Annotated in this window: 23 protein-coding genes and 3 pseudogenes; all 26 read right to left on the reverse strand. The window is 54.1% G+C overall.

Going from position 1 to position 26,117, the window contains the following annotated elements; translation table 11 throughout:
- Positions 1-2: 2 nt before the first annotated feature.
- Positions 3-1,490 carry a class I SAM-dependent methyltransferase gene (locus tag NWF31_RS06760; RefSeq protein ID WP_258359750.1) on the reverse strand — a complete coding sequence of 496 codons (1,488 nt, stop codon included), beginning with the start codon at positions 1,488-1,490 and terminating at the stop codon, positions 3-5.
- The gene (locus NWF31_RS14930; RefSeq protein WP_422880255.1) at positions 1,487-1,978 is read right to left on the reverse strand and encodes an SPASM domain-containing protein; all 492 of its coding nucleotides are present in this window, start codon (positions 1,976-1,978) and stop codon (positions 1,487-1,489) included. The genes NWF31_RS06760 and NWF31_RS14930 overlap by 4 nt, the downstream gene beginning before the upstream one ends.
- 75 nt (positions 1,979-2,053) lie before the next feature.
- Positions 2,054-2,482 carry a radical SAM protein gene (locus NWF31_RS06765; protein ID WP_258359751.1) on the reverse strand — a complete coding sequence of 143 codons (429 nt, stop codon included), beginning with the start codon at positions 2,480-2,482 and terminating at the stop codon, positions 2,054-2,056.
- 29 nt (positions 2,483-2,511) lie between these two features.
- Positions 2,512-3,180 (reverse strand): PIG-L deacetylase family protein, encoded by a 669-nt coding sequence (locus NWF31_RS06770; RefSeq protein ID WP_258359752.1) that lies wholly within the window; start codon positions 3,178-3,180, stop codon positions 2,512-2,514.
- 21 nt (positions 3,181-3,201) lie between these two features.
- Positions 3,202-3,837, reverse strand: a complete 636-nt coding sequence (locus NWF31_RS06775; RefSeq protein WP_258359753.1) for an acetyltransferase — start codon at positions 3,835-3,837, stop codon at positions 3,202-3,204.
- 6 nt (positions 3,838-3,843) lie between these two features.
- Positions 3,844-4,959, reverse strand: a complete 1,116-nt coding sequence (locus NWF31_RS06780) for a LegC family aminotransferase (RefSeq protein WP_258359754.1) — start codon at positions 4,957-4,959, stop codon at positions 3,844-3,846.
- Positions 4,960-4,974: 15 nt separating this feature from the next.
- Positions 4,975-5,946 carry an NAD-dependent 4,6-dehydratase LegB gene (locus tag NWF31_RS06785; RefSeq protein ID WP_258359755.1) on the reverse strand — a complete coding sequence of 324 codons (972 nt, stop codon included), beginning with the start codon at positions 5,944-5,946 and terminating at the stop codon, positions 4,975-4,977.
- 276 nt (positions 5,947-6,222) lie between these two features.
- A complete protein-coding gene (locus NWF31_RS06790; RefSeq protein ID WP_258359756.1) occupies positions 6,223-6,849 on the reverse strand; it encodes a Uma2 family endonuclease in 627 nt (208 codons plus the stop codon).
- Positions 6,850-7,000: 151 nt separating this feature from the next.
- Entirely contained in the window at positions 7,001-8,557 is a 1,557-nt protein-coding gene (gene flgK / locus NWF31_RS06795) for a flagellar hook-associated protein FlgK (RefSeq protein ID WP_258359757.1), read from the reverse strand.
- A 41-nt stretch (positions 8,558-8,598) separates the two neighbouring features.
- Complete coding sequence (locus NWF31_RS06800; RefSeq protein ID WP_258359758.1) at positions 8,599-8,973, reverse strand: flagellar protein FlgN; 375 nt, start codon at positions 8,971-8,973, stop codon at positions 8,599-8,601.
- A complete protein-coding gene (gene flgM, locus NWF31_RS06805; RefSeq protein WP_258359759.1) occupies positions 8,970-9,260 on the reverse strand; it encodes a flagellar biosynthesis anti-sigma factor FlgM in 291 nt (96 codons plus the stop codon). Before flgM ends, NWF31_RS06800 begins: the two co-directional genes overlap by 4 nt.
- Positions 9,261-9,299: 39 nt before the next feature.
- Positions 9,300-9,563, reverse strand: coding sequence for a carbon storage regulator (locus NWF31_RS06810; RefSeq protein ID WP_258359760.1), 264 nt, complete (start codon positions 9,561-9,563; stop codon positions 9,300-9,302).
- 114 nt (positions 9,564-9,677) lie between these two features.
- Positions 9,678-10,103, reverse strand: a complete 426-nt coding sequence (fliW, locus tag NWF31_RS06815; protein WP_258359761.1) for a flagellar assembly protein FliW — start codon at positions 10,101-10,103, stop codon at positions 9,678-9,680.
- Positions 10,104-10,222: 119 nt separating this feature from the next.
- The gene (locus NWF31_RS14780) at positions 10,223-11,863 is read right to left on the reverse strand and encodes an S-layer homology domain-containing protein (RefSeq protein ID WP_258359762.1); all 1,641 of its coding nucleotides are present in this window, start codon (positions 11,861-11,863) and stop codon (positions 10,223-10,225) included.
- Positions 11,864-11,915: 52 nt separating this feature from the next.
- Entirely contained in the window at positions 11,916-14,369 is a 2,454-nt protein-coding gene (locus NWF31_RS06825) for an S-layer homology domain-containing protein (RefSeq protein ID WP_258359763.1), read from the reverse strand.
- Positions 14,370-14,372: 3 nt separating this feature from the next.
- Entirely contained in the window at positions 14,373-20,390 is a 6,018-nt protein-coding gene (locus NWF31_RS06830) for an IPT/TIG domain-containing protein (protein ID WP_258359764.1), read from the reverse strand.
- 53 nt (positions 20,391-20,443) lie between these two features.
- Positions 20,444-21,373, reverse strand: coding sequence for a flagellar hook-associated protein FlgL (gene flgL / locus NWF31_RS06835; protein ID WP_258359765.1), 930 nt, complete (start codon positions 21,371-21,373; stop codon positions 20,444-20,446).
- 107 nt (positions 21,374-21,480) lie between these two features.
- Positions 21,481-21,910 (reverse strand): annotated as a pseudogene (locus tag NWF31_RS06840) (IS3 family transposase); the annotation flags it as partial.
- 127 nt (positions 21,911-22,037) lie between these two features.
- Positions 22,038-22,301 (reverse strand): phospholipase D-like domain-containing protein, encoded by a 264-nt coding sequence (locus NWF31_RS06845; protein ID WP_258359766.1) that lies wholly within the window; start codon positions 22,299-22,301, stop codon positions 22,038-22,040.
- A 247-nt stretch (positions 22,302-22,548) separates the two neighbouring features.
- Positions 22,549-22,902, reverse strand: a complete 354-nt coding sequence (locus tag NWF31_RS06850) for an NAD-dependent epimerase/dehydratase family protein (protein ID WP_258359767.1) — start codon at positions 22,900-22,902, stop codon at positions 22,549-22,551.
- A gap of 86 nt (positions 22,903-22,988) precedes the next feature.
- Positions 22,989-23,318: pseudogene (locus NWF31_RS14595) on the reverse strand (polysaccharide biosynthesis protein); the annotation flags it as partial.
- Positions 23,319-23,363: 45 nt separating this feature from the next.
- Positions 23,364-24,242, reverse strand: a complete 879-nt coding sequence (locus tag NWF31_RS06860) for a hypothetical protein (RefSeq protein WP_258359768.1) — start codon at positions 24,240-24,242, stop codon at positions 23,364-23,366.
- A gap of 62 nt (positions 24,243-24,304) precedes the next feature.
- A complete protein-coding gene (locus NWF31_RS06865) occupies positions 24,305-24,826 on the reverse strand; it encodes a metal-sensitive transcriptional regulator (protein ID WP_258359769.1) in 522 nt (173 codons plus the stop codon).
- 172 nt (positions 24,827-24,998) lie between these two features.
- Positions 24,999-25,412: a type II toxin-antitoxin system VapC family toxin gene (locus NWF31_RS06870; RefSeq protein ID WP_258359770.1), complete on the reverse strand. Its 414-nt coding sequence runs from the start codon at positions 25,410-25,412 to the stop codon at positions 24,999-25,001.
- A complete protein-coding gene (locus tag NWF31_RS06875) occupies positions 25,387-25,644 on the reverse strand; it encodes an AbrB/MazE/SpoVT family DNA-binding domain-containing protein (RefSeq protein ID WP_258359771.1) in 258 nt (85 codons plus the stop codon). The genes NWF31_RS06870 and NWF31_RS06875 overlap by 26 nt, the downstream gene beginning before the upstream one ends.
- Before the next feature lie 347 nt (positions 25,645-25,991).
- Positions 25,992-26,087 (reverse strand): annotated as a pseudogene (locus tag NWF31_RS06880) (NAD-dependent epimerase/dehydratase family protein); the annotation flags it as partial.
- Positions 26,088-26,117 lie beyond the last annotated feature (30 nt).

Below are 26,117 nucleotides of genomic sequence, written 5' to 3' on the forward strand. Positions count from 1 at the left end.
TTTTATAGTTTAATTTCGATCAATAAATGATCGTCTGTAAGCCACGTATCAGGACAAATAAGTTTAGCTTTTTCTCTTTTATTTTTTCCTAATGCAAATCGAAGCCAATATTCCTTCCAGCCCATAAGATCGATAGTATCACAAAATTCTTTAACTATCTCTTTATTTTTTATCGTAGTTTCTATTATGGCTTTCAAGATAGAGTACGAAAATAAATAATAATGGTATGGAATCTCAGCATATGCTAAACCAAAATCATTAAGTATACTGTCATGGTTTGGCGTACTTATAAAAATACTGCCGCCGGGTTTAACCAATGAAGCCGCTTTATACAGGTATTTCTTTATATCTGCCAACGGAAGGTGTTCCAGTAACTCGAACATAGTTATAAAATCATATTTTTTAGGGAAATCAATCTCATCAAATCTACCTTGAAAAGCTAATATGCCCTTTGCACTCGCTAATGAACATGCTGAATCATTTATATCTGTTAAATGATATTCACAAGTTTTATCCAGAAATTCTCCGAATTCACCACTGTTACCGCCGACATCCAGTAAGCTAAAATTCTGTTTTCGAGGTAACTTTTTTAAGACCCATTGCCAATTTTTATGCCTTGATAAAAGAGCTTTTCCTGAACGTTCTACAGCATAATTTGAGTTATATAAGAGACTCAGACAATTTTTTGAAGGACGTGGGTTAAGATGTACTAACCCACAATTTCTACATGTCATGTAATATGATTTATCACATGGAACGAAAGAGTTTATAGGTAATGTGCTGGATACCGGAAGATAATCTAGACCCCCTCCACAAAAATCACATCGATCTATAGTTTCATAATCTATTTCTTCCCCGAAAAACATAACATTTGTTCTATTTTCTTGTAGAAATAAACTCAATTCATCAAGTGTTATATCTAAAATTCGCGAACCCAATTTGCTTGCAATCCATGAAAAACCTCGTATTTTATCATTATCGGATATTTCTACGCCAAATCTCATACTATCTAATTTATTACTCTCAATAAGCTTCATACCGTTACCCGAACCATTCACTATCTTATATGGCATTGTGCCAGGTATAAAGCCGTATAATTGAACTTCTTTACAGCTCTCATTAGCTAGAATCGATAATAGTTCATTTATCTCTATATAATCTACCAAAGCGTGTTCAACTTTAAAAAATAATGCTAGATGGTGAGGGTTTAAGGAGTCTATAATTTCTTTTTCTCTTTCTACCAAAGAGCGCGTTCCAAATTTAATTTGGCAATTATATTTTGGGATTAATTCTCCTAATCGCGCATCGGTATACCCATTGGGTAATGAAATTATAACACGAGGACTAAACTTTATTAAAGCTAATCTGTAAAGCAATAATTCAATTTGCCACAAACTGCCTATTTGATTCCAAAAAGGAGAAGGTACCCCTCGCCAATTATTTTCATCTGGATTACTTAAAATATATATATATATATCTTTGGGGTTCATATGCATTTATACCATTCCTCGCAGCTTTCGCATAACCTATATTTCCTGAAATCCAACTTTTCCATAGCGCGTCTAAAACGATTATACCTTTCACCAGTCCAAATCTCATATAGACTTTCATTGTTAAGGTTTCCCATATTTAAGTGGCCATTAAAATCAATACAACATCCAACAACTGTACCATCCCATAAGATCATACAGTATTTATATGGATGCCGACATGCTTTCCTTTTTTCAATGGGTCCCTTTAGTTTTAACAACTTACACCAATTTTCTACAACAAACTTAGATGTATCTATCCGTTTAGATAAATCTTCTTTAAATTTTTCTAATCCCAGCCATGAGTCCTCAGTCATAATTGCTACTCTAACCTGTCCCGCTAAAGACTTAATTGACCTTGTATATATGCAATCATTCGGTCCTAAAAATTGATTAAAGAATGAAATCGCCCTCTCGATTTCCGATTCTTGGTCTTTTTGTGCTAACATGTTTATTTGGATAGATAACTTATTTTCAATATTTTTTCTAGCAGTAAATAACTCTTTAATTCCCTGACAAACACGTCAGAAGTCTCCTCCTTTACGCATTTTATACGTTTCCTCGGAAAAATAGTCAAGGGAAACAATCACTTTATTAATATTGGAAGCTATAACACTATCAATGATTGCTGGTGTAAGGTTTTGACCATTGGTCACTAACGAGAGGTTACTGAAATGAGAACTTAGTTTTTCTAAGTATCTACTAAACTTTGGGTGGAGGGTCGGCTCCCCTACACCACATATAGAAATTTCAGTGCTTGGTGGTAATTCTATAATAAGATTATCTAAAATATGCTCCGGCAAATCCCCCTTTTTCCTAAACGTTGGTTGATGGTTTATGCAAAAATCACATCTTAAATTGCATCTATTAGTAAACTCAAGATTGATCGTACGCGGTAATAATGAAACCTCGAGTTTATCTGCCCATAAAACTTCCTCTGTTACATCATACATAGCTGGTTATTTACCCCCATATATGAATCTTACCGAATCATTTTCCTAATTAATCTAAACCCCTCAGCTTGGGTTATACCTACTTGAACACCACGAAATATAGCTAAAGCTGTTACACCTTCTTCACTGCGCGCATGCGGAAATGTTTTTATTTCTTCCCCAAAATAACGCATTATTGTTATCTTTCTCTCTATAAATTTAGAAATATCAACAAATGTATTAGGTTGAAAGCGAACACTCTTTTCTGGGAACCCCCAGTTTGTACTTGAAGGAACTTCGTAAAGCAAAATTTCTTGTATGAAAGGTGTATAAACCGGCTTGGTAGCCACCATAAGGGCACGATAAACTACGTCGTGGTCCGTGTTAACATCACTATCCCCCACACTATAAACTATATCCGGCTTTACTTCTTGAATAACTTTTGATAACGCATCAATAAGGCGACGTATAGGCACAGTATCTAAAGCAGCAGCCGGAAAATCCAGGAGAAAATATTTAACGAAACCATAAGCCCGGCTCACCTTTTCAATCATCCACAATCTTTCTTTACAATAGGCTTCAGTAGAGTCGGCAAAGGCATGGGTGACTACGCACCAGTAAACTTCATCCCCGCTGGCAATATGGCGCAGTAACGTGCCCCCGGCTCCCAGGGTTTCATCATCAGGGTGGGGCGCTATAACAAGAACTTTAGCTGCCATTAATAACCTCCCCTCTAAAATTTAAGGTTTGATCCTGGCCGGATTGCCAACCACAGTCACACCTGCAGGCACATCTTCGATTACTATCGCCCCGCTCCCTATTATGGCACCCCGCCCAATTCTTTTACCCTGAATGATACAAGCCCCAGCACCAATAAAAGCTCCTTCCTCGATTATAACACCACCACACAGGATCGCCCCGGGACCAATTTGTGCCGAATGTCCTATTATACAATCGTGCTCGATTATAGCCCCTGTATTAATAATCACGTTTTCACCAACAGTGACATCTGGATTAATTACAGCGGCAGCCATAATAATCGCTGCCTCGCTCAGCCTAACTCCTGGAGCTATACTAGCAGCCGGATGACTAAGTACTGGAAAAATAAACCCCAACTCCCGGATTTTTTCATATAACCTTCTGCGAATAGTATTATTAAAACCGGCCAGGCCCATAGCCGCCTGGTTAACCCCTGTCTGCAATAGATCGGGCAATATCTCGTCCGTACCCAAATACTTTATACCCCAGGAAATCAGGGCATTATCTTTGCGGGGATCTGTACAACCTATTATTTCATAGGCTCCCGTTTTCCTGATTATATCAGCAACAACTTTGGCGTGGCCTCCTGCCCCAATAAGTACGATCGGTAAAGGCATAATTAATCAGCACGCCCCGCTTTTCAAAGCTCGAGCAACAACATTTATATCCTCGACTGTTAAGAAACTCGCACTTGGCAAGTTTATCCCTTTCTGATACAATTCGTCTGCCACCGGACATAAATTAAAGGCGTAACCATGGTAACATGGTTGCCGGAATAGGGGTTTAAATAAGGGACGAACTTGAATACCCTGATCATGCAAACGCTTCATTAATTCCTGTCTACCCGTCCCGTATTCTTCTTCATCAATAGTTATAGAAAAAAGCCACCAATTACTTTCCGCCCCAGGCGTTTCCTCCTGCCAGCCAATCCCGGATATACTGCGCAATTCCCGGCGGTAGAGCGCCGCATTGCGCCTTTTAATCGCCAAAAATTCCGGCAGGCGTTCCAGCTGGGCCAGGCCCAGGGCAGCCTGGAGGTTGGTCAGGCGGTAATTAAAGCCTATTTCCTTATGCTCGTACTCGCTTTCCCCCGGCTCCCTGCCCTGGTTGACCAGGATTCTAGCTCTACGAGCCAGCTCAGGATCTTCTGTTACCAGCATCCCCCCGCCGCCGGTAGTGATAATTTTATTGCCATTGAAGCTAAAAACGCCTATATGTCCGAAAGTACCTGCTTTCTTTCCTTTGTAAGTTGAGCCTAAAGCTTCGGTAGCATCTTCGATGACGTACAGCCCATACTCCCGGGCCAATCCCAGGATGGCGTCCATATCGGCCGGGTTGCCGTAGAGGTGAACCGGTATTATCGCTCGGGTATGTTTGGTAATAGCTCTTTCTATCGCAGCGGGATCGATGTTCCACGTCCGGGGATCAACGTCGACCACTACCGGCCTGGCCCCAACGTATACCACCGGATTAACCGTGGCAATGAAAGTAAGGGCCGGTACAATAACTTCATCCCCTGGTCCGATCCCCAATAATTTCAGGGCCAGGTGCAGGCCGGCCGTGCCGTTTACTACTGCCACTGCATGGCTGATACCTAAATACGCGGCAAACCGCTGCTCAAACTCCCTTACCAGGGGCCCTGCTGAAGAGACATAGCCGCTTTCTAAAGCTTTTAAAATATAGTCCCTCTCTAACTCACTGAGATTAGGCCAGTCCAGCGGTATCTTAATTTCCTGCATCAACAAGGCGCCGCCTTATACGTTATATTGCCCGGCTTTATATAAAGCCAGGTGATTTTTAAACCACTCAATTGTTATTGCCAGTCCTTGACTTAAGGAGTATTCTGGTCGCCAGCCTGCCAGCCGGTTCGCTTTGCGGTTATCACAGCATAAACGCTCTACTTCGCTCGCTTCAGGGCGGTAACGTTCCGCATCAACCCGGACTTTCACCTTTATCCCGATCAATTGTCCTATCAGCTCAACCAGCTCGCCGATGCTTATTTCCCGGCCGCTCCCGATATTAACTACTTCGCCCACCGTCCGTGGTGAAAGACCTGCAGTGATAAAGCCGTTCACTGTGTCTTCAACGAAGTTAAAGTCCCTCGTCGGTGCCAAATTGCCCAGCCGTATCTCCTCCTGGCCACTTAATAGCTGGGTGATAATCGTAGGGATAACGGCCCGGGCTGACTGGCGTGGCCCATAGGTGTTAAAGGGCCGGATTACAGTTACCGGTAAATCAAAAGACCGGTAAAAACTCAGGGCCAGCTGGTCGGCGCCAATCTTGCTGGCAGCATAGGGTGATTGGGCCTGGAGGGGATGATTTTCATCAATAGGTACATACCGGGCCGTTCCATAAACTTCCGAGGTAGAAGTATGAACGACCCTTCTCAGGCCTTCTTCCCTCGCTGCCTGGCAAATATTGTAAGTACCTTCAACATTCGTCTTTATATAAGCAACTGGCGTGATATAAGAATAGGGAATCCCTATTAAGGCCGCCAGGTGGAATACTACTTCTATTCCCCGTAATGAAGCTCTGACGCTGTCATAATCACGGATATCACCGGCAAAGACTTCAATATCGTCTTTGACTTCACTCTCCTCCAACCACCCCCATGTATTGCGGGAATTATAATGGACAAAGGCCCGTACCTTATGTCCCTCTTTGACGAGTCTTTCCGAAAGATGCGAACCGATGAAGCCACCGGCACCGGTTACTAAAATACGCAAAAGTTTTACCTTCCTTTATTACATATAATGGTATTTAGAGTGCCATATATATATTATCTTCGCTTTAATTTTTCTTCCAGGACATTATATCGACATTCTATGGCGAGGCTGTAGAGGACAAGTAAGATTTTCTTCTTTAGCAATAAAGATGACACCGAATGGAAAATGTGGCTGGCTATTATCAAGGTAGCAAAAATACTTCTAGCAGCTTTAGAGGGCCAGTAAAAAAATACCCCGGTTTGTACCGGGGTGATTTGAGCAAGTATTGAACACTGGTCACGTTAACTCTTCCCATAATTCATCTAACTTCAGACTAAAACCCGGTAGCACCCGGGAGGTATAAACCCCGTCTTCATCCGGCCGTATCTGCCGGTACTGGCCGTCATGGAGCTGGAAAAACTCGGCATCGCGGGTATCGGGATGAATGAGCCAGTATTCTTTCACGCCGGCCTGTTCGTACTCGGTAAATTTAACGTGCCGGTCGCGGTTTAGACTTTCAAGCGAAGTTATTTCTACTACTAAATCGGGGGCCCCGTCCAGGTAGGTGGGCTTGAGCAGAGGAGAATTCTCCTTGGCCACAAAGATCAAGTCTGGCTCGCGGGCGCTTTTCAAAGGTTCGGGCAGGCGTACCAGAAAGGGAGCAAATAATACTTCGCCTAAATCATGGGTAATAACAAATTCCCTTAAAATAACAAGGAGAAAGCCTGCCAATCTTTGGTGGTTCAATGATGCCGGCGTCATCAGGACAACCTCTCCCTCAACCCATTCGGCCAGGGTGTCTTCATCGGCCCAGGCAAGAAATTGTTCAAAGGTTATTTTGCCAGGTGGAAGTGGGCGGGCAATAGCGACGGCGTACCGGGCATAGGCTTCCTTAAACAGGTTATGGTTATCCTGTTGGCTCATTTCAGTTTCACCTGCCGTCAGGGCATAGTGGACGAGATCGGCGTCTTGAACTAATTTGCTGAAATGATCATATCATACAAACCGTTACCGCTCAATGCCGCCCCTGCTCTTATTTCTGGCTGCCGGGAACCACATATAGCTCTTCCCGGCTCTACCGCGTCACGCCCATGCCGTTGATGATCTTGTCAAGCATGGCGTCCAGGGTGGTAATTAACCTGGCCGCGGCTTCGTAAGCCCGCTGGTACTGGAGCATGTTGACCATCTCCTCGTCCAGGGAGACGCCGGAAATGGATTCTTTGCGGCTGGTGAGCTGGTCTACCAGGACGCCCTGGTTGGTGACCATGCGGCCGGCTTCATGGGCGTCGACGCCGAGTTTAGCGGTGAAGTTTTTGTAGTAGTCGTCGAAGGTGACGCCGCTAGTCCCCTCGACCAGGGTATCAATGTCTCCATCGCTATTTATGTCGGTTTCTTGAAATAACTTAGACTGTAGTTGGGCGATCTTTAAGGCGTTAGCTCCATTACCGGCACCACCACTAACATCTGCCGCAGCGATTTTCGTTACATCATTGCGGATATTCAGGTTAACACCGATGTTTCTGGCGGTAATACCGCTTTCGCTGATATCACCTGTAGCGGGGGGATCGCTTAAAGCAACAAAAAAGTTTTCATATGTATTGGTATTGGGGTCTGTGTCAGTATTCACAGGTTGCCCGCTCAAATCCAGCCCCTCCCTGTGAATGGCATTGATGTTTTCCGCCAACCCCCTAGCTAAAACATCAAGCTTGTTAAGGTATAACTGGACATCGCCACGTGCTTCCTGCAAGCCTTTTATCTCCCCGCGATTGGGCGTGATCTCCGTCCCATCTCCCCAATAAATTTTTGCCTTGTCATTACCCGTTCCGACCGACACTTCATTTGCTATGCTGTTATTACTATTATCTATACTCACCAGATAGGCGTTACCGATTCTTATCTTTACCTGCCCGTCGTAAATATCGTCGCCATTGACGTTTATCTTGTTATACTCCACCTCAAAATCAATTATCTTGCTCAGCTTGTCCAGCAGCAAATCCCGCTGGTCCAGGAGGTCGTTGGGCTGGTCGCCGGCGGCGATGATGTTTTTGATCTGGACGTTCAAGTCTACAACCTGCCGGGCCAGGGAGTTGATCTCGGTGACCTTCAGCTCGATGGACTGGTCGATGTCGCCGATAATCGTTTCTAGCTGCTGGGCGCTGTGGTTGAAGGCTTCCGCCAGGGCGCCGGCCGTCTCGACAACGGTGGTCCGCACCGGGGAGCTTTCCGCGTTCTTGGACAGTTCCTGCCATGCGGCCCAGAACTGGCTCATCAGGGTGCTCAAGCCCGTATCCGAAGGCTCGCTAAAGACAATTTCCACCTGGGTCAGGACGTCCTGGATCTGCTCCCACATGCCCAGGTTTCCGGTTTCGCGGCGGATCTGGGTGTCTAAGAATTCGTCCCGCAGGCGGCGGGTTTCCTGGCTGTCGACGCCGGTGCCGATCTGCCATCCTGTACCGCCGGGCCGGTTCATGGCCGGGACGGGATAGGCGGGCGTGGTGGCCAGCACCACCTGCTGGCGGGTGTAGCCCTCTGTGTTGGCGTTGGCGATGTTGTGGGCGGTTGTATATATACCCCGCTGCGCGGCCTGCATGCCGCGCAGGCCGGTGTTAAAGCCGAAAAAAGTTCCCGGCACTTTACTTCACCCTTTATTCCGTTACTAATACCAGCCTCCCGCTACACCAGCCGGTCCACGAGGGCCGGGGCCTGGTCTTCCAGCAGGAGCAGGGACAGCATCTTATGTACATAGGCCAGGGACTGGCGCGCCAGCAGGCGGTTCGTCTCGTTGACTTCCCGGAGTTCCCCCACAGCCTGCCGTAAAGTGCAGCGCAGTTCTTCCGTTCCCGGCGCAGGGGCCTCGCCGGCCACGGCCAGCTGCCGTTCTTCTTCCAGGGCTGCTAAGATCCGGGCCAGTTCTCCCTTTCTTTCGGCGGCCGCCCGTATCGCCTCCAGATCGTCGGCCACCAGGGCGTCCTGCTCCCGGCGGCACACGGCCAAAAGGTCGCGCACCACTTCCAGCTCTGACTGCAAAACTTCTGCCAGTTCCCTCACCGGCCCATCTCCTTTAAGATGGCGCCGGCCACGTCTTCCTCGGGCACTTTATAAACGCCCGCCGCCACGGCGTCGCGTATGACCTCCACCCTGCCGGCGCTGGTTTCCTCCATGCCTGCCAGGCGGGTTCTTAATTCTTTTATCAGCCGGCTTTCGGGGGACAGCTGGACGCTGTCTCCTTCCTGGCGCGCCCGGGCCGGCCGTTCACTATCCTGGACTCCCGCCCCTTGCTGGTAGGCCACGTTCACCCGGTTCCAGGATACCGGTCCCTGTCCCGTTATCTTCAAATCGATACACTCCTCCTGGTTGCTCAACCTGCTATAAATCTACATATCGGTATGGCCGCCGCGATCTTTAACCGGCCGCGCAATATTTACGGCCGGCAGTTCCCCGGGTGCCACGGCAGCCGTCCTGGCGGCGGCCTTATTCTCGTCCCGCACGGCGGCGAGGAGTTCCTCGCGCACGATCGGCACCTCCGGCGGGGCGTCGATACCGATACGGATGCGGTCGTCTTCAATGGCGACCACGGTAATTCTTATCCTGCCGTCGACAATGATGGTCTCGTTGACCCGCCGGGTTAAGACGAGCACTCGCTACCGCTCCTTTATCATCACCTCAGGCGGGCAAAGTGACCCGCCCCGGATCAATTATACCCCTCCCGCACCGCCGTCTCCATCCCCGCCTGCCTGCCGCCACGGCCCTTATCACCGGAACAGGGGGTGCCGGGTGGTGTACCTGGTGCCTTCCATGATAAACTGCCGGCCCAGGCGGGCCTTCCTGTTGATGACCACCGGCGCCACCAGGTTGGCGGTCATGCGCCGGACGTCGCCGTCCGGGACGGTCACCACGGACAGGGCCAGGACATCGGCAGCTTCTTTTATTTCCAGCTCTCGCTGCAGCCCTTCCGGGATCTCCACTTCATAGCCGGGGAAAAAGAGGAAGGGGTCCACCAACAGGAAGGCCACGTCCGGATCGGCAACGGCCTGGAGCCAGGTAAAGGCCGGGTTTTCCGGGATGGGGTGCAGGAAAAACTTATGCAGGTGCTCAAAGGCCGGGATGCCGCCCGGGAAGTTCAACACATCCGCCGCCTCAATCTCTACGACTCCGAAACGTGACGTCTGTACCCTCACAGGTAAAACCGCCTTTCCAGGGGCTGAGATGATTTAACTGCTCCACAGGTTGACACGAAATACACGTGCCCGGCCGCAGCATGGTTTGGCCCGGGACATCGTGCCGCCGGAAAGGGGCGCTAGTTAAAATCCAGCACCCGCTCCCGGTAGTCGGCGGTCATTTCTTCCTGGAGATAATGAATAAAACGGTTGAGGAATACTGCCGCCTCGGCCCGGGTAAGGATTTCGTTGGGCCGCAAAAAGCCATAGTCGTCTCCCAGATTAAAGCCAATTTTATCGGCCACGTAGACGGAAGCCCTGGCCCAGGCAGGTATATCCCCGTCATCCAGATAAGATGTCTGCACATAGCCTGCCGGCGCCAGGCCTTCCAGGCCCAGGGCCCGCACCATGATGACCAGGGCCTCGACCCTGGTAAGGGGCTTCATGGGGCCAAAAAGGCCCGGTCCCGTGCCGGACATGACCCCGGCTTCGTAGACGGCCCGGTAATACTTATAGGCCGGGTCGGTTGTGGCCACGTCGGCGAAGATGGGGTTTTCCGGGGCTTGCTCAGCCTGGCCTGGCCTGCCGGTAAAGAGGGACGCCTGCCCGGCCTGGACGGTCAAGTTGGGCCTGGTATAAAACGTCCCGTTCTGACCCGGCAGGACGCTGCCGGCGTACAGTCCCCCGGCAGCCGGCAGCCGGGACGTCCCCGACGCTTCAACCGGCAGGGGCAGGTCCAGCACCGCCACCAGGGCCCGGGCAAACTGGCCGCGGTAAAAAGGCAGTGCGGGGCGGAAATATTCTCCCGTTTCCTCAAAGGCGCCCAGGCCGTAGATCTGGCGGATGTCGCTTTCTGCCCAGTGGCCGCGGATATCGGCCAGGTCTGCTACCCACAGCCGGTTTTTGCCGGCCAGGCCGTTTAGTTCGAAGCCGCCCTCTTTCTTCAACCAGGCGGTGCTGGCCAGCACGCCGTTTTCCAGGTCGGGAAAGCTGCCCTGGTACTGCAGGGTTTCCGTGGTGCGGCTGTTCTCGACGTAGCCCCCGGCAAAGCTGATGGCCTGGGGCTCGTTGGCCTGGTATTCCAGGTAGCGGGTGCGGTGGTAGGAAACGCCCTGGCTGTAGCTGCAGCTCCAGGTGGTGGAGACAAGGGTCGCTTTATCCAGGGCCACCTTACCGCTGAAAGACACCGTGCCTTCTTCCCGGCCGGTCTCGGTGCTCCCCCAGGCGTGGTTGTATCCCACCGTCCTGCCCCAGGTTTCCACCGTCACCGTCGCCTGGCCGTTGTTCACGCTGTAGACCTTCCGCGCCGTCCAGTTGCCGCTTTTATAGTCCACCGCCGGCTGGTGGTCAATGAGGTCGGAACGGGAAAATTGAAAGTCCTGCAGGGTGTACCTGTCCTTCCCCACCGTGACCGTCTCGCTGAAGCGTTCTATCCTGGTGGTATTCACTTCCTGGCGCCCGTTTTTTTCCACCGCCGTGGCAAAATTCAGGCTCCGGTTGAGCTTGATGCCCTTTTCCAGGTTCTCCAGCCTGTAGTTCACCCTGCCGGTTACGCTGCCGTCCCTGGCCTGGCCGGAGCTTTCCTGGATCGTGCCCTTCAAGACCACCGGCTCGCCGGTGAGGTAGAGGACTTCGACATATTCCTTTTCATTCCTGATGCCGCCCTGGAAGCGGTAATAGTCAACGGCCGCGGCCGGGAGGGTGCGCAGCAGCAATACGGCAAAAAACGCCCACCAGAAAACAAGGACGCGGGCTTTTCCTTTTAGAAGGTCTGTAACCACCACAAACCACCTCGAAATTAATCTTACCGCATACCCTACCGCGCTGCCGCGGCTAATCCATAACGGCAATTACCAGGGCCTGTTCCTGGTCGTGAATGACGTACAGGCTGTCGCCGGGAACCAAATCTTCCAGGGCGGCCGTGGACCTCCCTTTCACCACCAGGGCTTTCCGGGCGTCCAATTTTAAGGGCTCATCCCGGTCCTGCCAGCGGCCGTATCCCGCACTCCAGTCGCGGGCAGCGGTCAAGGTCAAAGTCCCGGCGCCGCGGTCGACTGCCTGCAGGCGGCCCAGGCTGGTCATGGCGGGTCCCACGTCGCTCCGGGGCAGGACCAGGAGGCCCCGGGCCACATCTCCCCGCACCAGGACATAGGCCCTGTAACCTTCATAATCGCCGGTAAAACGGCTGTAGGTAAAATCGCTCCTGCTCATCGAGCCGCTGCTGCCCATGATGACTGGCTCCCAGTCCAGCTCGAACTCCTGGCTTTCGCCGGCTTCTTCCCAGTCGAAGGGCCGGCCGGCCGCAGCGCCCATCTCCTCCACGTCTTCCAGGGTAAAACCTTCCCTGGTAACCGCTTCTATCTCCCCGCGGTAGAGGCGCCAGGAGGAGGGCAACACGTCTTCGCTGAAGACCAGCAGGGCCTGCCCGGCGCCGGGACCCGCTGCCGCCACCACAAACACGTAGTCGCCGGCATTAAGGTCTGCCACCCCTACCAGGCGGCCGTTTTTAACGAATACGCTTTCCCCGGTAAAAACGATGGGATCGCCGTAGCCTTCTAAAAGCATCTCGCCGCTGCCCAGGTAAAGGGCATGGAGGGTGCCCTCCAGGAGCCTCATGGAAGCGCCCGCCTTTACCACCGCCTCGCCGGTTTCGCCCCTGGCGCTTCCTCCCAGGATCACGAGCACTTCCCCGGCAAAACTGTTGCCGGACGGCAAGAGGCCACCGCCGGTCCCATTTAAGGAAGCAGCCGCTTCCCTGGTCAGCCCCAGGGTCTTTAAGGCGTCGCCGGCCAGCCAGGTGCCGTAGAAAAACTCGCCGGTATTGCGAAGAACAACCTTGCCGTCAAAAGGATTCACGCGGTCAAGCTTTCCCCTTACGATCTTTCCCACGCGGGAGGAGCTACCGCTTACCTGGACCGCCAGCGCCTCCCCCCTGCCGTCGACCTGCACCTTTACCTGGTCGCCGCGCTTCAAGTCGGCGGGCAGCAAAACACTGCCGGAACGGCTGATGGTCGCGGCAGCCGCCAGCGCGACGCTTCTTTCGTTCCCTGCCGTATCGACAATAATAAGCTCGGCTTCGTTTATCTCCCTCAGGTAGCCGGTTATTACCCGGGAGTCACCCTGGCTGTAGGCCGGGGTGGCCGCGGTACCGGCAGCGACTATGCGGGTGACGGTGCCGCCCTGGACCGTCAGGGTGACTGGCTGTCCCGGCAGGAGCGATCCGACGTTCCCGCTGCCCTCGACCGCCACATGGGGGCTGACGGCGTAGCGGTACTGCCGCCCCACGGCGTCCACCAGGAGCAACTCCTTTTCCCCGGCGGCCAGGACCGTGCCGCTAACAGGCTGCGATGAGGAAACGGTCTCCGCCAGCAGGACGTTATCTCCCTGGAGGAACAGCCGTACCGTATCGCCAACGGCCAGTTCCCGCCCCAGGGTCAGGCGCCCGTTTTTATACAGTATAAAATCTGCGGTGGAGTTCCCGCGGGCGTCTTTTTTGATCTCCAGGTTGATGACGGGACCGGCGAAAGTTGCCACCCGCAGGGTAACCACCTGTTCCCCGCTCCCCGCCCAGGTCTCCACCCGGTCCAGCACCTGGCCTTCAACCCGGGCGGCGCCCCGCAGGGAAGCGAACTGGCCGTCGAGGCGGTCCAGGAGGGCCGCCATCTCAGCCCGGGTAAGGGACTTGCGGGGGGCAAAGGTCCCCGCCCCCACCCCGGCCATCAGGTCCCTCTGGAGGACGGCTTCCACCACGGGCGCCAGATCGGCGTCGACCTCACCGCCGTCTTTAAAGGCGTTCAGGTATGGATACAGCCCGGTGTTTACCGGGGTAAGGCCCAGGGCTTTGCCCACCCAGGCCGCCACCTCCTGACGCGCGGCCGGCTGCTGCCATTCCTCGGCCGTGTAGGCCTTCTCCCGGTCCGTCAAAAGGTTCCAGGCCGCGGCCGGCAGGGCGACGGCACCCTGGTTCCCCCCTGCGATGGCCGTGCCGTCCCAACCCGCCGCCCGGCCCAGCAGCGTCAGGGCCTCAAAGCGGGTCACCGCCGTCCCGGGGTCAAAGAGCCCGCCGCCGCGGCCGCGGACGACCCCTAAAGCCGCCAGGCGTAAGATTGGTAAAAAGGCCCAGTGGCCTCTTGTATCGGCAAAGCTCACTCCCGCCAGCCGTTTATCCGGGTAGTCCAGGCCGCGGAAGGCCTGGCCGGTGACCAGTTCGGCCGCGCCTGCCGCCGGAACGGCAGTGAAAAACGTCAAGAAACACAGGACCGCCGCGAGGCGCTTGCGAAAAGCCATCACTTACCCCCCCATGTCAACCATGGCGTATTTCCCAACTAAAAGCAGCCGGGCCACCCGCGGCGCGTAGAGGTTGTTGACAGGCTGCCAGCCGGCGTTAATGGGTGTGCTGGAATACATGACGGGGCCGGCGGCCGTCGCCGGGAGGGCGGTAAAGGAGAGAAGGTATCCCCCCGGGAAATAGAGCAGGGGATAAAAGTGCCGCCCGGCGCGCCCCTGGACTTTTACGCTCCAGACCCGGGAGACTACCCGCGCGCCCGCAGGCAGGCCTTTTAAGATGGCTTCCGCTTCTCCCTGGCCCTTGTCCTCGATGATTATTTCCACCCAGGCGTCCTGTTCGCCTGCGCCTGCCAGGGTGCTCCGGTAGACCTCGTTCAAGGTCGCGGCTGGTACGGCCAGGTTGATCTCGCCGGTGCTGATGCTTAAACTGCCTCTGGCCGCCCTGGCCGCCCCGGCAGCCACCCTTACGGTGAAAGTAAAGCCCTGACTGCCGCCGTATGCAGAGAGGTCCAGCTTGTAATCGCCGGCCAAAAGCGCGGCGTCTTTTAGAACGGCTTCCACGGTATTGCGGCCGGTAGTAACCCTGGCCCTGTCCACCCCGCTGCCAGTTTCTTCTTCGTCATCGTCTTCTTCGGCCTCGGCGTACTCTTCACCGGTAAAAGAGGAATACCCGAACTCGTTGACCGCCCTGACCTGGAAGAAATAGCCTGCTTCCCCAGGCAGGGGATCGCTGTAAAAGGTCGTATCGCCGGTGCGGGCTAAAAATTTATAGGTGCCGCCCGGTGTTTTCGCCGACCAGATTTCATAGTAATTGGCAAATTCCGCCTCGTGCCATGTTAGTTTTATGGTTTTGCCGTCATTTATTACCCTGGCCCTGAATCCCGCGGGCGTTTCCGGCACTCCCCTGGGTTTCAAGTAGCGGAAGCCCTGGGCCAGGGCACTCCAGCCGCCGTCGGGGTTGATCACCCGTACCTCCTGCCAGCCGGCGCTCCCGGCCGGTGTGGTGGCGGTGATCAGGGTGTCGCTCACCCTTTCGATATTCAGGGCCTCGGTGCCGCCGATGCGGACGGTGACCCCTTTGGCGAACTTCTTGCCGCTGATTTGGATGCTCGTGCCACCGGTGGCCGGCCCCTCACCGGGAGTGACGGCCTCGATGACCGGCGCTTCCACGTAATAATAAGTGAAGCCTTTGGCCAGGGTAAAGGTCCCTTCATCCGGGTTGACCACCGTCACGTCGGCCGCTCCCACGGTCCCGGCCGGGGTCACGGCCGTGATGGTCTTGTAGTCCACCCGCTTGACGTCCTCGGCCGGCGCCCCGCCGATATACAGCTTTAACCCTTCGCGGAAGTCCAGGCCGGCGACGGTAATGGCCGTGCCACCCAGGTGGGGTCCCCGGCCGGGCTCCACCTTATTTATCACCGGCTGGCTCTCCGGCACCTTGTAGGTATAGGCCGCCGCCAGGGTGGCGGTGCCGCCGTCGTAGTTGGTCACGGTGACGTCCTTTACCCCTTCGCTATGGGGCGGCATCTTCACCCGCAGGGTCTGCCCGTCAACGAGCTTCACCTCCAGGGCCGGCAGGCCGCCGATAAAAACTTCAGGATCATCGCGGAAGTCCTCGCCGGTGATGGTAACCCAGTTGCCGCCCAGGGTACTACCGCTGGATGGTTCAATGCCGGTAATGACCGGCCGGCTGTCGGGAACCACATAGGTGAAGGCCTTCGCGCTTACCGCCTCGGCCCCGTGGCCGTTGACGACCCTGACGTCTACCGCGCCCAGCCTTCCCTGGGCCGCGGGCGGCAGGGTGAGCTCGATCATACTGCCGCCTTCAATTACCACGGCATCTGTTGCCGCTACCGTGCCGAAATAGACCTGCACCGGCGCAATAAAGTCGGCGCCGCGGATGACTACCTTGATGCCGCCTTCCCGGGGGCCGCGCTCCGGCGCCACGGCGTCGATGCGGGGCACCGAACCCTGGTAGGTGAAGGCCCGGCGCAGGGTATACGAGCCGGCGTCGGGATTGACCACCGTCACGTCGACCGTCCCTGCTGCGTGGGGCGGGGTGAAGGCCGTAACGGTCTCGTAATCGACCCGCACCACGTCGCCGGCTTCCGTACCGCCAAAGTACACCTTGATGCCCTCACGGAAATCCTCACCGCTGATGGTCACAGTCGTGCCGCCCAGGACGCTGCCTGCGCGCGGGTCAATGCTCTTTACCACCGGCTCGCTGCCCGGCACAAGGTAGGTAAAGGCCCGGTAGGCCGTAGCCACGCCGCCGTCCTTGTTGACCACCGTCACGTCCACCGCGCCGGCCTCATGAACTGGGGTCACCACCTCAATGGCATTGGCGGTGATCTTGTTGACGGTGGCGGCCACACCCCCGAAATAGACCTGCAGTTCCTCCCGGAAGTCGCTGCCGGTGATGGTCACCGGGGTGCCGCCTTTGGTGGTGCCACTGGCCGGGCTTATGCCGGTAATGGCCGGCCGGCTGTCGGGGAGCTTGTAGGTAAAGCCGTTCCGCAGCGTGGCGCTGCCCCCGTCGGGGTTGACGATGGTCACGTCAACCGGCCCGGTGAGGTAGTTTTCCCCCGCCTTCGGCCCCTCGGGGGTATGGACGTAGATGACATTACCGCCGGAAGCCACCAGGGGACTGATGATTTGGGTCCCCATCTCTTTGGGCACTATCCGGCCTTCGTTGTCTACATACAGGAAGGCTTCATTGGTCCCGATAAACACCCGCACCCCGGGCCAGAAATAGGCACCGCTGATGCTCAAAAGGGTCCCCCCCTGGACCGGCCCCATGGAGGGGAAGACGCCGGTTATCTTCGGCGAGGTCAGGGGCTGGCGGTACTCGTAGGCGTCTTCCTTAATAAAGACGCCTGTATCGTAAACGTTGACCACCGTGATGTCGTAAAGGCCCGCCGCGTTGGCCGGGGCGCTCACCCGGATAAGGCTGGGGGTCACCTCAAGTACCCGGGCTTCTTCCCAGCCGAAATAGACCTTAACGTCCGGCTGGAAACCGCTGCCGCTCAAGAGGACTTCATTGCCCCCCTGGACCGGCCCGAAATTGGGTGTAACCTGGTCCACCCGGGGGGAGGTTAAGGGCTGGTAGTAAGTAAATATGCCGCCGGCTATATAGCTGCCGCCGTCGCTGCTTAAAAATGCGTCGCTATTTACAACCGCGATGTCCACTTTGGCGCCGTTATGAAAGGCGACGCCCTCCGGCCACGCCGGCAGGCGGATTTTGGCCGCCTGCGCGTCGATGACCTGGACGTCCGCCGCCGGCACCTGCCAGTAAAAGCTCCCGGAAACGGTACCGTATACCACTTCCGTGATACTGCCGAAGTACACCTGCATGCCCGGGTAAAAATCCGTGCCGCGCAGGGTGACAATGGTACCGCCCTCGACGCTGCCGCGGGCGGGCGAGACGTTCTCAAGCACCGGGTGGCTGATATAGATAAATCCTTCCGGCAGTGTCGCCTGGCCGCCGTCGGGGTTGGTGACCACTACGTCCTGCTTGCCCGGCTGCCCGGCAGGCGTCACGGCGCGGATTTCCGCCGGGCTGACCACTTCTACCCCGGTAGCTGCCTTCCCGCCGATAGTGACGGTGGCCTTGGACTGGAACCTCTCGCCGTAGATGGTGATGGCCGTGCCGCCGGTGGTCGGCCCCGTCGCGGGATATACCCCTGTAATCTCCGGTTTGCTGGACGGTACGTAATAGGTGAAGGCCTGGGACAGGGTAGCGCTGCCGAAGCGGTTGCGCACCACCACGTCCTTGGTGCCGGCGGTGGTAATGGGCGTCAGGGCCGTGATGGTAGAACCGTCCTGGCTGACAACGACACTGGTGGCAGGTAAAAAGCCATCTTCCTGGGTGCCTAATTCTACCACGATGTAGATATTGTCCTGCTCGTCTTTATCCTGGTTGAAGTTAGCGCCGGTAATGGTGATCAGGGTCTGCCTGTCAACCGGCCCCTTGTCGGGGGTCACGCTGACGATGGTCATGGCGCTGGCGACGTAGGTAAAGCCATTGGGCAAAATCGCCGTGGCGAGATCCGGGTTGATGACCGTCACATCCCGGATGCCCGTCGCCGGCGACGCCGGTGTGACGGCGGTGATCTCCGTGCTGCTGACTACCTGGACATTGGTGGCCGGCAGGTTGCCGATATAAACCTGGACCGTTTCCCCGGCCTGGGGCGCCCGGAAGTCGCTGCCGTAAATGCGGATCAGGGTGCCGCCCGCCAGGGGACCCCCGGCAGGCTCTACTCCAGTGATCCGCGGTTTGCTTTCCGGCACTTTATAGGTAAAACCGCCGGGCAAAATCGCTTTTTCGGTGATTAAATTACCTTCCTGCCAGCGTTTGATTATTAAAACGACGTCCTGGGTGCCGTAGCCGGCAGGAGTAACGGCTTGATACGCTTTATTCTCCGGGTCCCATTCCAGGCTTTTTACCACGTTGCCGCCGATGGTGAGCTCAACGCTATCGACAGAGGGATCGTTCGGGTCGAGAAAATTAGCCCCGGTAACGACAACCGGGGTGTTACCTTCCATGGAACCCCGGTTCGGCGTGATGCTGGTGATTAAAAGCACCCGTTCCGGCGCCAGGTAGGTAAAGCCATCAGCATACGAGGCCTTGCCCCCGTCGGGGTTTTCTACCGTCACGTCCACCGGCCCGGTCACCGGGCTGGGGGGGGCGACAACCAGGAGTTCGGTCGTGCTTTTTACCGTTACCTGTTCGGCATAGACGCTGCCGAACTTTACCTTTAACGGGACGTCCACGCCGGAGCGAAAGTCATTGCCTTCGATGGTGACCTCCGTGCCCCCGTCTTTACTGCCGGCGTTGGGGGTAATCCTGGTAATAACCGGGCTGCTCTTGTCCGTCACATAGGTGAAACCCTCCAGCACCGTGTAAGACTTTTCGGGGTCGGTAGTGTCGTACACCTTTACGGCCACCGTGCCGGGGGCATTTTGGGGAGTTGTTACCTTTATATATCCATCTTGCACATCTTCTACTGTGGCCGCTACCCCCCCGAAGGTGACGCCTATTTTATCTATAGCCGGGAAATTGCTCCCGGTTATAGTTACTTCCGTCCCTCCCTGGGGGCTGCCGTAATTCGGTGTAATTGCATCAACGACAGGGGTGATAATAAACTCGAACTTTGTATAGTCAGTAACGGGGCTCGTCTGGCCGTCGGGGTTGGTGATGGTGACGTCCTGGACGCCCACAGAACCGCGCGGCGTCACCACCACCAGCCCGGTGATGCCGTTGGCCTGCTTGATGGTTGCCGGGACGCCGCCGAAACGGACGACACCTTCCGCACTTAATTCCTGGCCCTGGATGACAACCTCCGTGCCGCCCAGCCACGTGCCCCTGGCAGGGGAAACGCTGGTTATCTCCGGCCGGCTCAAGCGGTAGGTGAAGGTATTCGCGTCGGTCGCCGGCAAAATGCCGGTACCGCCGTCGGGGTTGACCACTTTCACCGCCACTTTCCCAGCCGTGCCCGGCGGCGTCAGGGCGGTGATGGTCTTACCGTCGGGAGATACGGTCACTTCCGTGGCCGGGTTGCTGCCGATGTACAGGACCAGGTTGTTTTGAAAGCCGCTGCCCTTGACGGTAATTGCCTGGCCGCCGGTGGTGCTCCCGGTTCGCCCCTCTTCTCCTGTGATAACTTCAGTTACCACAGGGTCGTAGAGAAATCCGGCCAGCTTAATGTTCTCCTGGCCGTCGGGATTGACCACCCTGACGTCCACCGCGCCGGATGAGTCGCTCGCAGGCGTCTTTGCGTAAAGCTTGCTGGAACTGCTAAAATTTACTTCTACGGCCGGTTCATCGCCAAAATAAACTTGAGCCCCGGCGGCAAAGTAAGAGCCGTTGATGGTCACCCACGTGCCGCCGGTCATCGGCCCGTTCGCCGGGGTAATACTGGTAATCCGCGGCGCCGTGGCCGCCAGGGCCGTGCGGCAGGAAAAAAATATTGCTACCGCTGCCAGCAGCAATATGAGTCCGGTTTTGCGTTTAATATTCAACCCCGGTTCCCCTTCCCTTTATACCCGGTTGAAAAAGAGGGTTAAGGGCAGTATCAGCGCAGGTAGTCGATCAAGCTCGGCTGCAGGACCATGGCCCCTGTAGCCAGGGAAGCCCGGTAGACGTTTTCCCGGTTTTTATAATTCATTACCGTTTCGGCCAGATCCACGTCTTCCAGCTTAGACATGGTGGAGGTAAGGCCGATCTGGGTATCGTCCAGGCGGGACATGGCCATCTCCAGGCGGTTGCTCTTGGCGCCCATGGTGGCGCGGATGTTCAGGATGTGGTCGATGGCCTGGTCGAACTTGCCCAGGGTATTGGAGACGGCGGTATTATTACCATTATTAAGGGCGTCACGCAACTCGGTTAATAAGTCAAAAATGGAACTTGTTACGCCGGCGTTATCCTTAATAGCATTTTTAAATATTTTTTCGCCGTCTTCATTAACGGCAACAACCACTTCCGGGGCCATTTCCCAATTTAAACGCCCTGAATTGCCTTCATACCTTACAGGATAGTCCGGACTGGTGGTATCACTGACCTTTACAAACGGGGTGGCCGTGGTATAAGTACCACCAAACACGTAGCGGCCGCCGTAAGAAGTGTTGGCGACCTGCACCATCTCGTCGAGGAGTTGATCTACTTCCTGTCCCAAAGCCCGCATGGATTCCTCGGGCATGGTCCCGTTAGAACCGTAAACCGCCAGCTCCCTGGCGCGCTGGAGCACGTCGGTAGCCATGCCCAGGGCCCTTTCCGAGGCGTCGAGCCAGCCCCTGGCGTCTTCCATGTTCTTTTTATACTGGTCATTGGCGGCAATAGAAGTCTTAAAGGCCAGGACCCTGGCGACGACGATGGGGTCGTCGGAAGGACGGTTGACCCTCTTGCCGGTGGACATCTGCTCCTGGGTGCGGTACATATTATCCAGGTTGCGGTTGATATTGCGGACCACGTTCTGCCCGAGCATGCGGTTGGTGATGCGCACCATTATTCACCCCGTAAATATCAGCCTCATACCAATATATCGGCAGCCACGGGGCGAACTTTACCGCGCGTGTAACTATATAGACTTCCCCCGGTAAATAGAACATCAACTTAAGCCACTTTTATCCGGTTATCATAGTTTTTCTCGAATTCTTCCGGTGTCTCATACCCAAGGGCCGAATGTAACCTGAGACGGTTATAAAAAACCTCGATATACTCCGAAGATTTCCAGTTTCGCTTCTGCCCGGGTTTTAAAACGGCGATGGTATACGAGTTCTGTCTTCAGTGTCTTGAAGAAGCTTTCCATAGGACAATTGTCCCAACAATCTCCTTTGCGGCTCATGGAACAGATAAAACCATATTGCTGGAGCAGTTGCTGATAATCGTAACTCGCATACTGGCTACCTCTGTCGGAGTGGATGACCAGCCCCCGGCCGGGACGGCGGTTGGTGATGGCCATCTGCAGGGCCTCAATGACCAGTTCCCGGGTCAGATATTTCTGCATCGAATAACCTGTAATCCTTTTAGAATAGAGGTCCATTTGATCTGCCTCGACTATTGTTGAATAATAGACTTCTATATCGTCGTCTTCTAGTTTCTTCATTGCCCAAACTGCTGCTTTTACTCCTGCCAGTGTATAAATAATTATGTTAGTATCGACCACATATTTATTCGGGTACGACCCCTGATCGATCATCTTCTTCCTCCCTGATGCGTAACATCTCCTCAACCAATTCAGGATGGTCCTTTAAGATACCCGCAGCCGCCAGGACAGCACCTTTTGATTTACTACGTTTAGTCAGCTTAATGGTTATCTTGTTCGTACCCGGGATAATCTCTACCCAATCACCAGGTTTAATTTTGGCCATTTTCAATACTTCTCCAATGGTAATTTTTCCGCCTGGCTCTACTCTTCTCTTAACCTGTATCAATGCCATCACTCCTAAGGCCCGAGGTTAATATCAATTATAATTCTGTAATTATACCCCAAAAACGTCTCCAACTCAATCTGGTATCTGTTTCTTCTTCTTTAGATACCTCACCATCCTGCCGCATCTGATCCCCTATGACCCTGGTATAACTCAACCTTTAAATCCCCGCGGCCTGCGGCGGTGCCACTGCCAGGCCGTAGCAATGATGTCCTCCAGTTCTGTATATCGCGGCCGCCACCCCAGCTCTTCAATAGCTTTTTCTGCCGAGGCTACCAGCACCGCCGGGTCGCCGGGGACCGAAACGGTAAGGTACTTTCTGCCCCGTCACCTTTTCTGCCGCTTTTATTACCTCCAGGACCGAATAGCCCCGGCCGCTGCCCAGGTTATAGGCCGCCGTAGGGCTGCACTGCTCCAGGGCCTCCAGGGCCAGCACGTGGGCTGCCGCCAGGTCCTCGACGTGGATGTAGTCGCGAATGTAGGTACCGCCTTCTTTCCCCTCGCCGTTTCTCCCGTCTCGGTCTGCTCCGGCAACATTAAAATACCGGAGGGATATATAGGTTATCCCGCCGGCGGCGCCCAGGTCCTGTAGCACCTGCTCCACTATGGCCTTGCTGTGACCGTAAGGGTTGATAGGATGCCCTGAAACCGCAACCAATGTCGTAAATAGAATAATTTTTGAATCAAGGTATGACCAAGCGCATTGACCCGCTCCTGCCCTTTCATGACTACCAGAAGTTTTTCGTAGAATAAGGTGGTCCCCTTTGTCAAGACAATATCCCTCCCCGGCACACAGCCGGAAAGGATTATCATGCTCAGCGCCAGGTACAATATCTTCACCGGCTCGCCCATGTCGAGAACGAAAATCTCCCCGCTTTTCACTAAAGCCCCGGCCTGGATAACGAGCTGCACCGCCTCGGAGATGGTCATAAAGAAACGGGTCATCTCCTGGTGGGTTACCGTCACCGGGCCGCCGGCGGCAATCTGGCGCTGGAATAAAGGTACCACGCTGCCCCGGCTGCATGTTAATAACCATGGCTCCCAGGGCCAGGACGTGGATCGCCTCTAATAAGGCCTATTTTCCTCCTCCATAGCTGCGAGGTATTCGCGACCCTTTTCTACATCCGGGAGAATAAACCGGCATCCCAGGGCATCCATCGGATCAAACATTAAAATGCGCCAGAATGTCTTGCGGGCGGCATCAAAATGGCCCAGGCGCCACTGGCAGAGGCCGAGCCCGTGCAGGGCGCGCAGAAAAGGACGATTATCTATCCAGCTCCAGGGCAGCAGACCGTTAAATCCTGGCGGCAGGGCCTGCTCGCCGATGCTAACCCCTGCCAGGTAATGTTTCATCGCTTTTTCTGCCTGCCAAGTGCTGCGTCCATCTCCCAATGTATATGTGCCCAGGTGGACAAAGGCATCAATGCAGCGCAGGTCTTTGGTCAGGCACCCCTGCAAAATTTCCCACGTTTTATCAATATTGCCCTGATGAGCATATTCAACCGCCAGGGATATTGGGTCCTCCATTTCCTCAGGGTTCGCCCCTGGGATAATTTGCTCCATTTCAAATACCTCACGGGAACCTGCTTTCAGAACAGCCATTACCCACTCAGGTAAAGACGAAGGCAACTCCCGGTCCGGATCAATTTCCCACAGCTCGGCAAAGTAATAAAAAGAATCCCAGGTGCCATGCGAGTACAGTCTCAGGGGAACAGGTGTTAATACGGAACCGTCTATGTAAGAATCGATGACTTTACCAGAAAGATAAGTATGCTTCTTGTATTCCCATTCTTTATTAGGGATGACCCTGAGGATTTCTCCCTCCGTTTCATCCCTGACGCCTCCGACCGGCCGCAAGATAATAATCTCCCGTTCCGGTAACCGGAGGCAGCGCAGATTCGTCTTTCCTGCCGCCAAAACGATTAGTTCTATTAAATCCGGCATAATCATACCCACCCTATCCCTGCGGTTATTTTAGTTGCTTCTTTTCCTAATAGGCTATCCGGCTATTTCCAGGCGCCGGCATCACGGAAAAGACTCACCGCCCACAGGAAAGCATTCTCGTAAATAATGTCCTTGTCCAGGGGTTCGAGAAGGGCTACCTGCTTTATGCGTTCATGTACCTCCTGTACGGATACCAGTTCTACCGGCATTCCCTCTTCTCTGGCTTTACTCACTGTTTCAAGCACTAATTTGTTGGGCGGCATGAAACACCAAATCTCATAGACCACCTGGTATTTCATTTCCCTTTGCGATGCCGCAAACTCTGCATAGCGCTGGAGAGCGGCAACTTTTTTCTGCACCCGGCGTACCCTTGTTTGCAGCTTCTCTTTTTCTGCAAAGTGGTATGTACTGGAAAAATCCATGCCGTAAAATTCCCCCGGTTTCTGGGCAAAGGCCACTACCGGCACAATATTTTCCCCGGGAATATCCAGGCTTACTCTACAGCCCCTCACCAGTTCATAGTAGGCCAGAATAAAGCCGCGTTCAATATCAGCCTTCAGGTATTTAGGCAATTTGCGCGCCATATTGTCCTCCATGAAAAATGCTTGTGTCCGGCCGTTACGCGCCGGCATCAACCGTACTACCCTACAGGGTCCTTACCTGATCCCACTGCCAGGCGGAGCAGGCTATCAGTTTACGAGTATTATTGGAGAACATGCTCACCCGGATCAGTAAGGCAAAAAATATAACAAGATATCAGGGCTCAATCCTCTTAATTTCCGGAAACTTATCAAAATGACGATCGTAAGAATATATCTCTATCCGGTTTCCGGCTACCATACTGGCGGCAATAAAAGCATCCGTCCAATCCACATTTTTTTCTACATACCACTCCAACGCTTTCCTAGCCACCGACTTGCTGGAAAGCCGCATACCCCGGAGAGATAATAGGGGAAGTAATAATTCTTTTATCCTCGCTTTGGGTTGACGATAAAACTTTTCCAATGTCCATACTACGTCAGCAATGACCAGGTCGGGTAAAAATACTTGCTCTGCCCCGCTTTCAACTCTTTGTAAAAGGGCTGAACACCGCTCAGCCCTCTCTGGGTTATCATTTAAGAGAAAACGAAGTATGATGTTGGCGTCAATTGTCTTTGCCTTCCCCGGCAATTTCGCTGGCCACCTCCCCCATGACGTGCTGACGTACCGCCATAAAATCTTGTTCCCCAGCAACCGGTACGCTACCCTTCAGAGCGGCTATCCCCCCACTACCTTTTTCAATCTGGACAGTATCGCCCCGGATCACAAAGCGAAGATGCGTACCCGGTGTGACACCTAAAAATTTGCGTATTTCTGCCGGGATAGTTACCTGGCCTTTAGCTGATATCTTAGCAATAGGCACCGTTCTCACCTCATTTTCCTTTACTTTATATTCTATTGTAAAGGAAGTGATCTTCGATGTAAAGCACCCTTTTGGGAGCGCTTTGCCGAAGGCCATACGTCTTGTTGAATATCAGTGGAGCAGCTAGATGACCTAGCGGAAAAGATACTGGACATCACCAGCGAGGATGAACTGTTGAAGGTTCTTGCCCTTAAACATTTGCCGGCAGTCTCAAAAGAACAGGTTGCTGAAATCCCTGTATTAAAACTCAGCGTCTAACGGAATGACCGCTCCTTTTTCGCTCCCACTGCCAGGCGGAGTAAATGATGCCCTCCAGGTCGTCATACAAAGGCTTCCTGCCCAAACGCCTCGTGGGTCGGAACCTTATAACCCTTCTCCCCCAGGGCCTTCACCACGTGGCTGCCTATGTACCCCGCCCCGCCGGTTACCAGTACTTTGGTCATGATATGTACCTCCTGTAACCTCATCAATCC

The organism is Neomoorella sulfitireducens (assembly GCF_024733845.1).
GTDB lineage: Bacteria > Bacillota > DSM-521 > Neomoorellales > Neomoorellaceae > Neomoorella > Neomoorella sulfitireducens.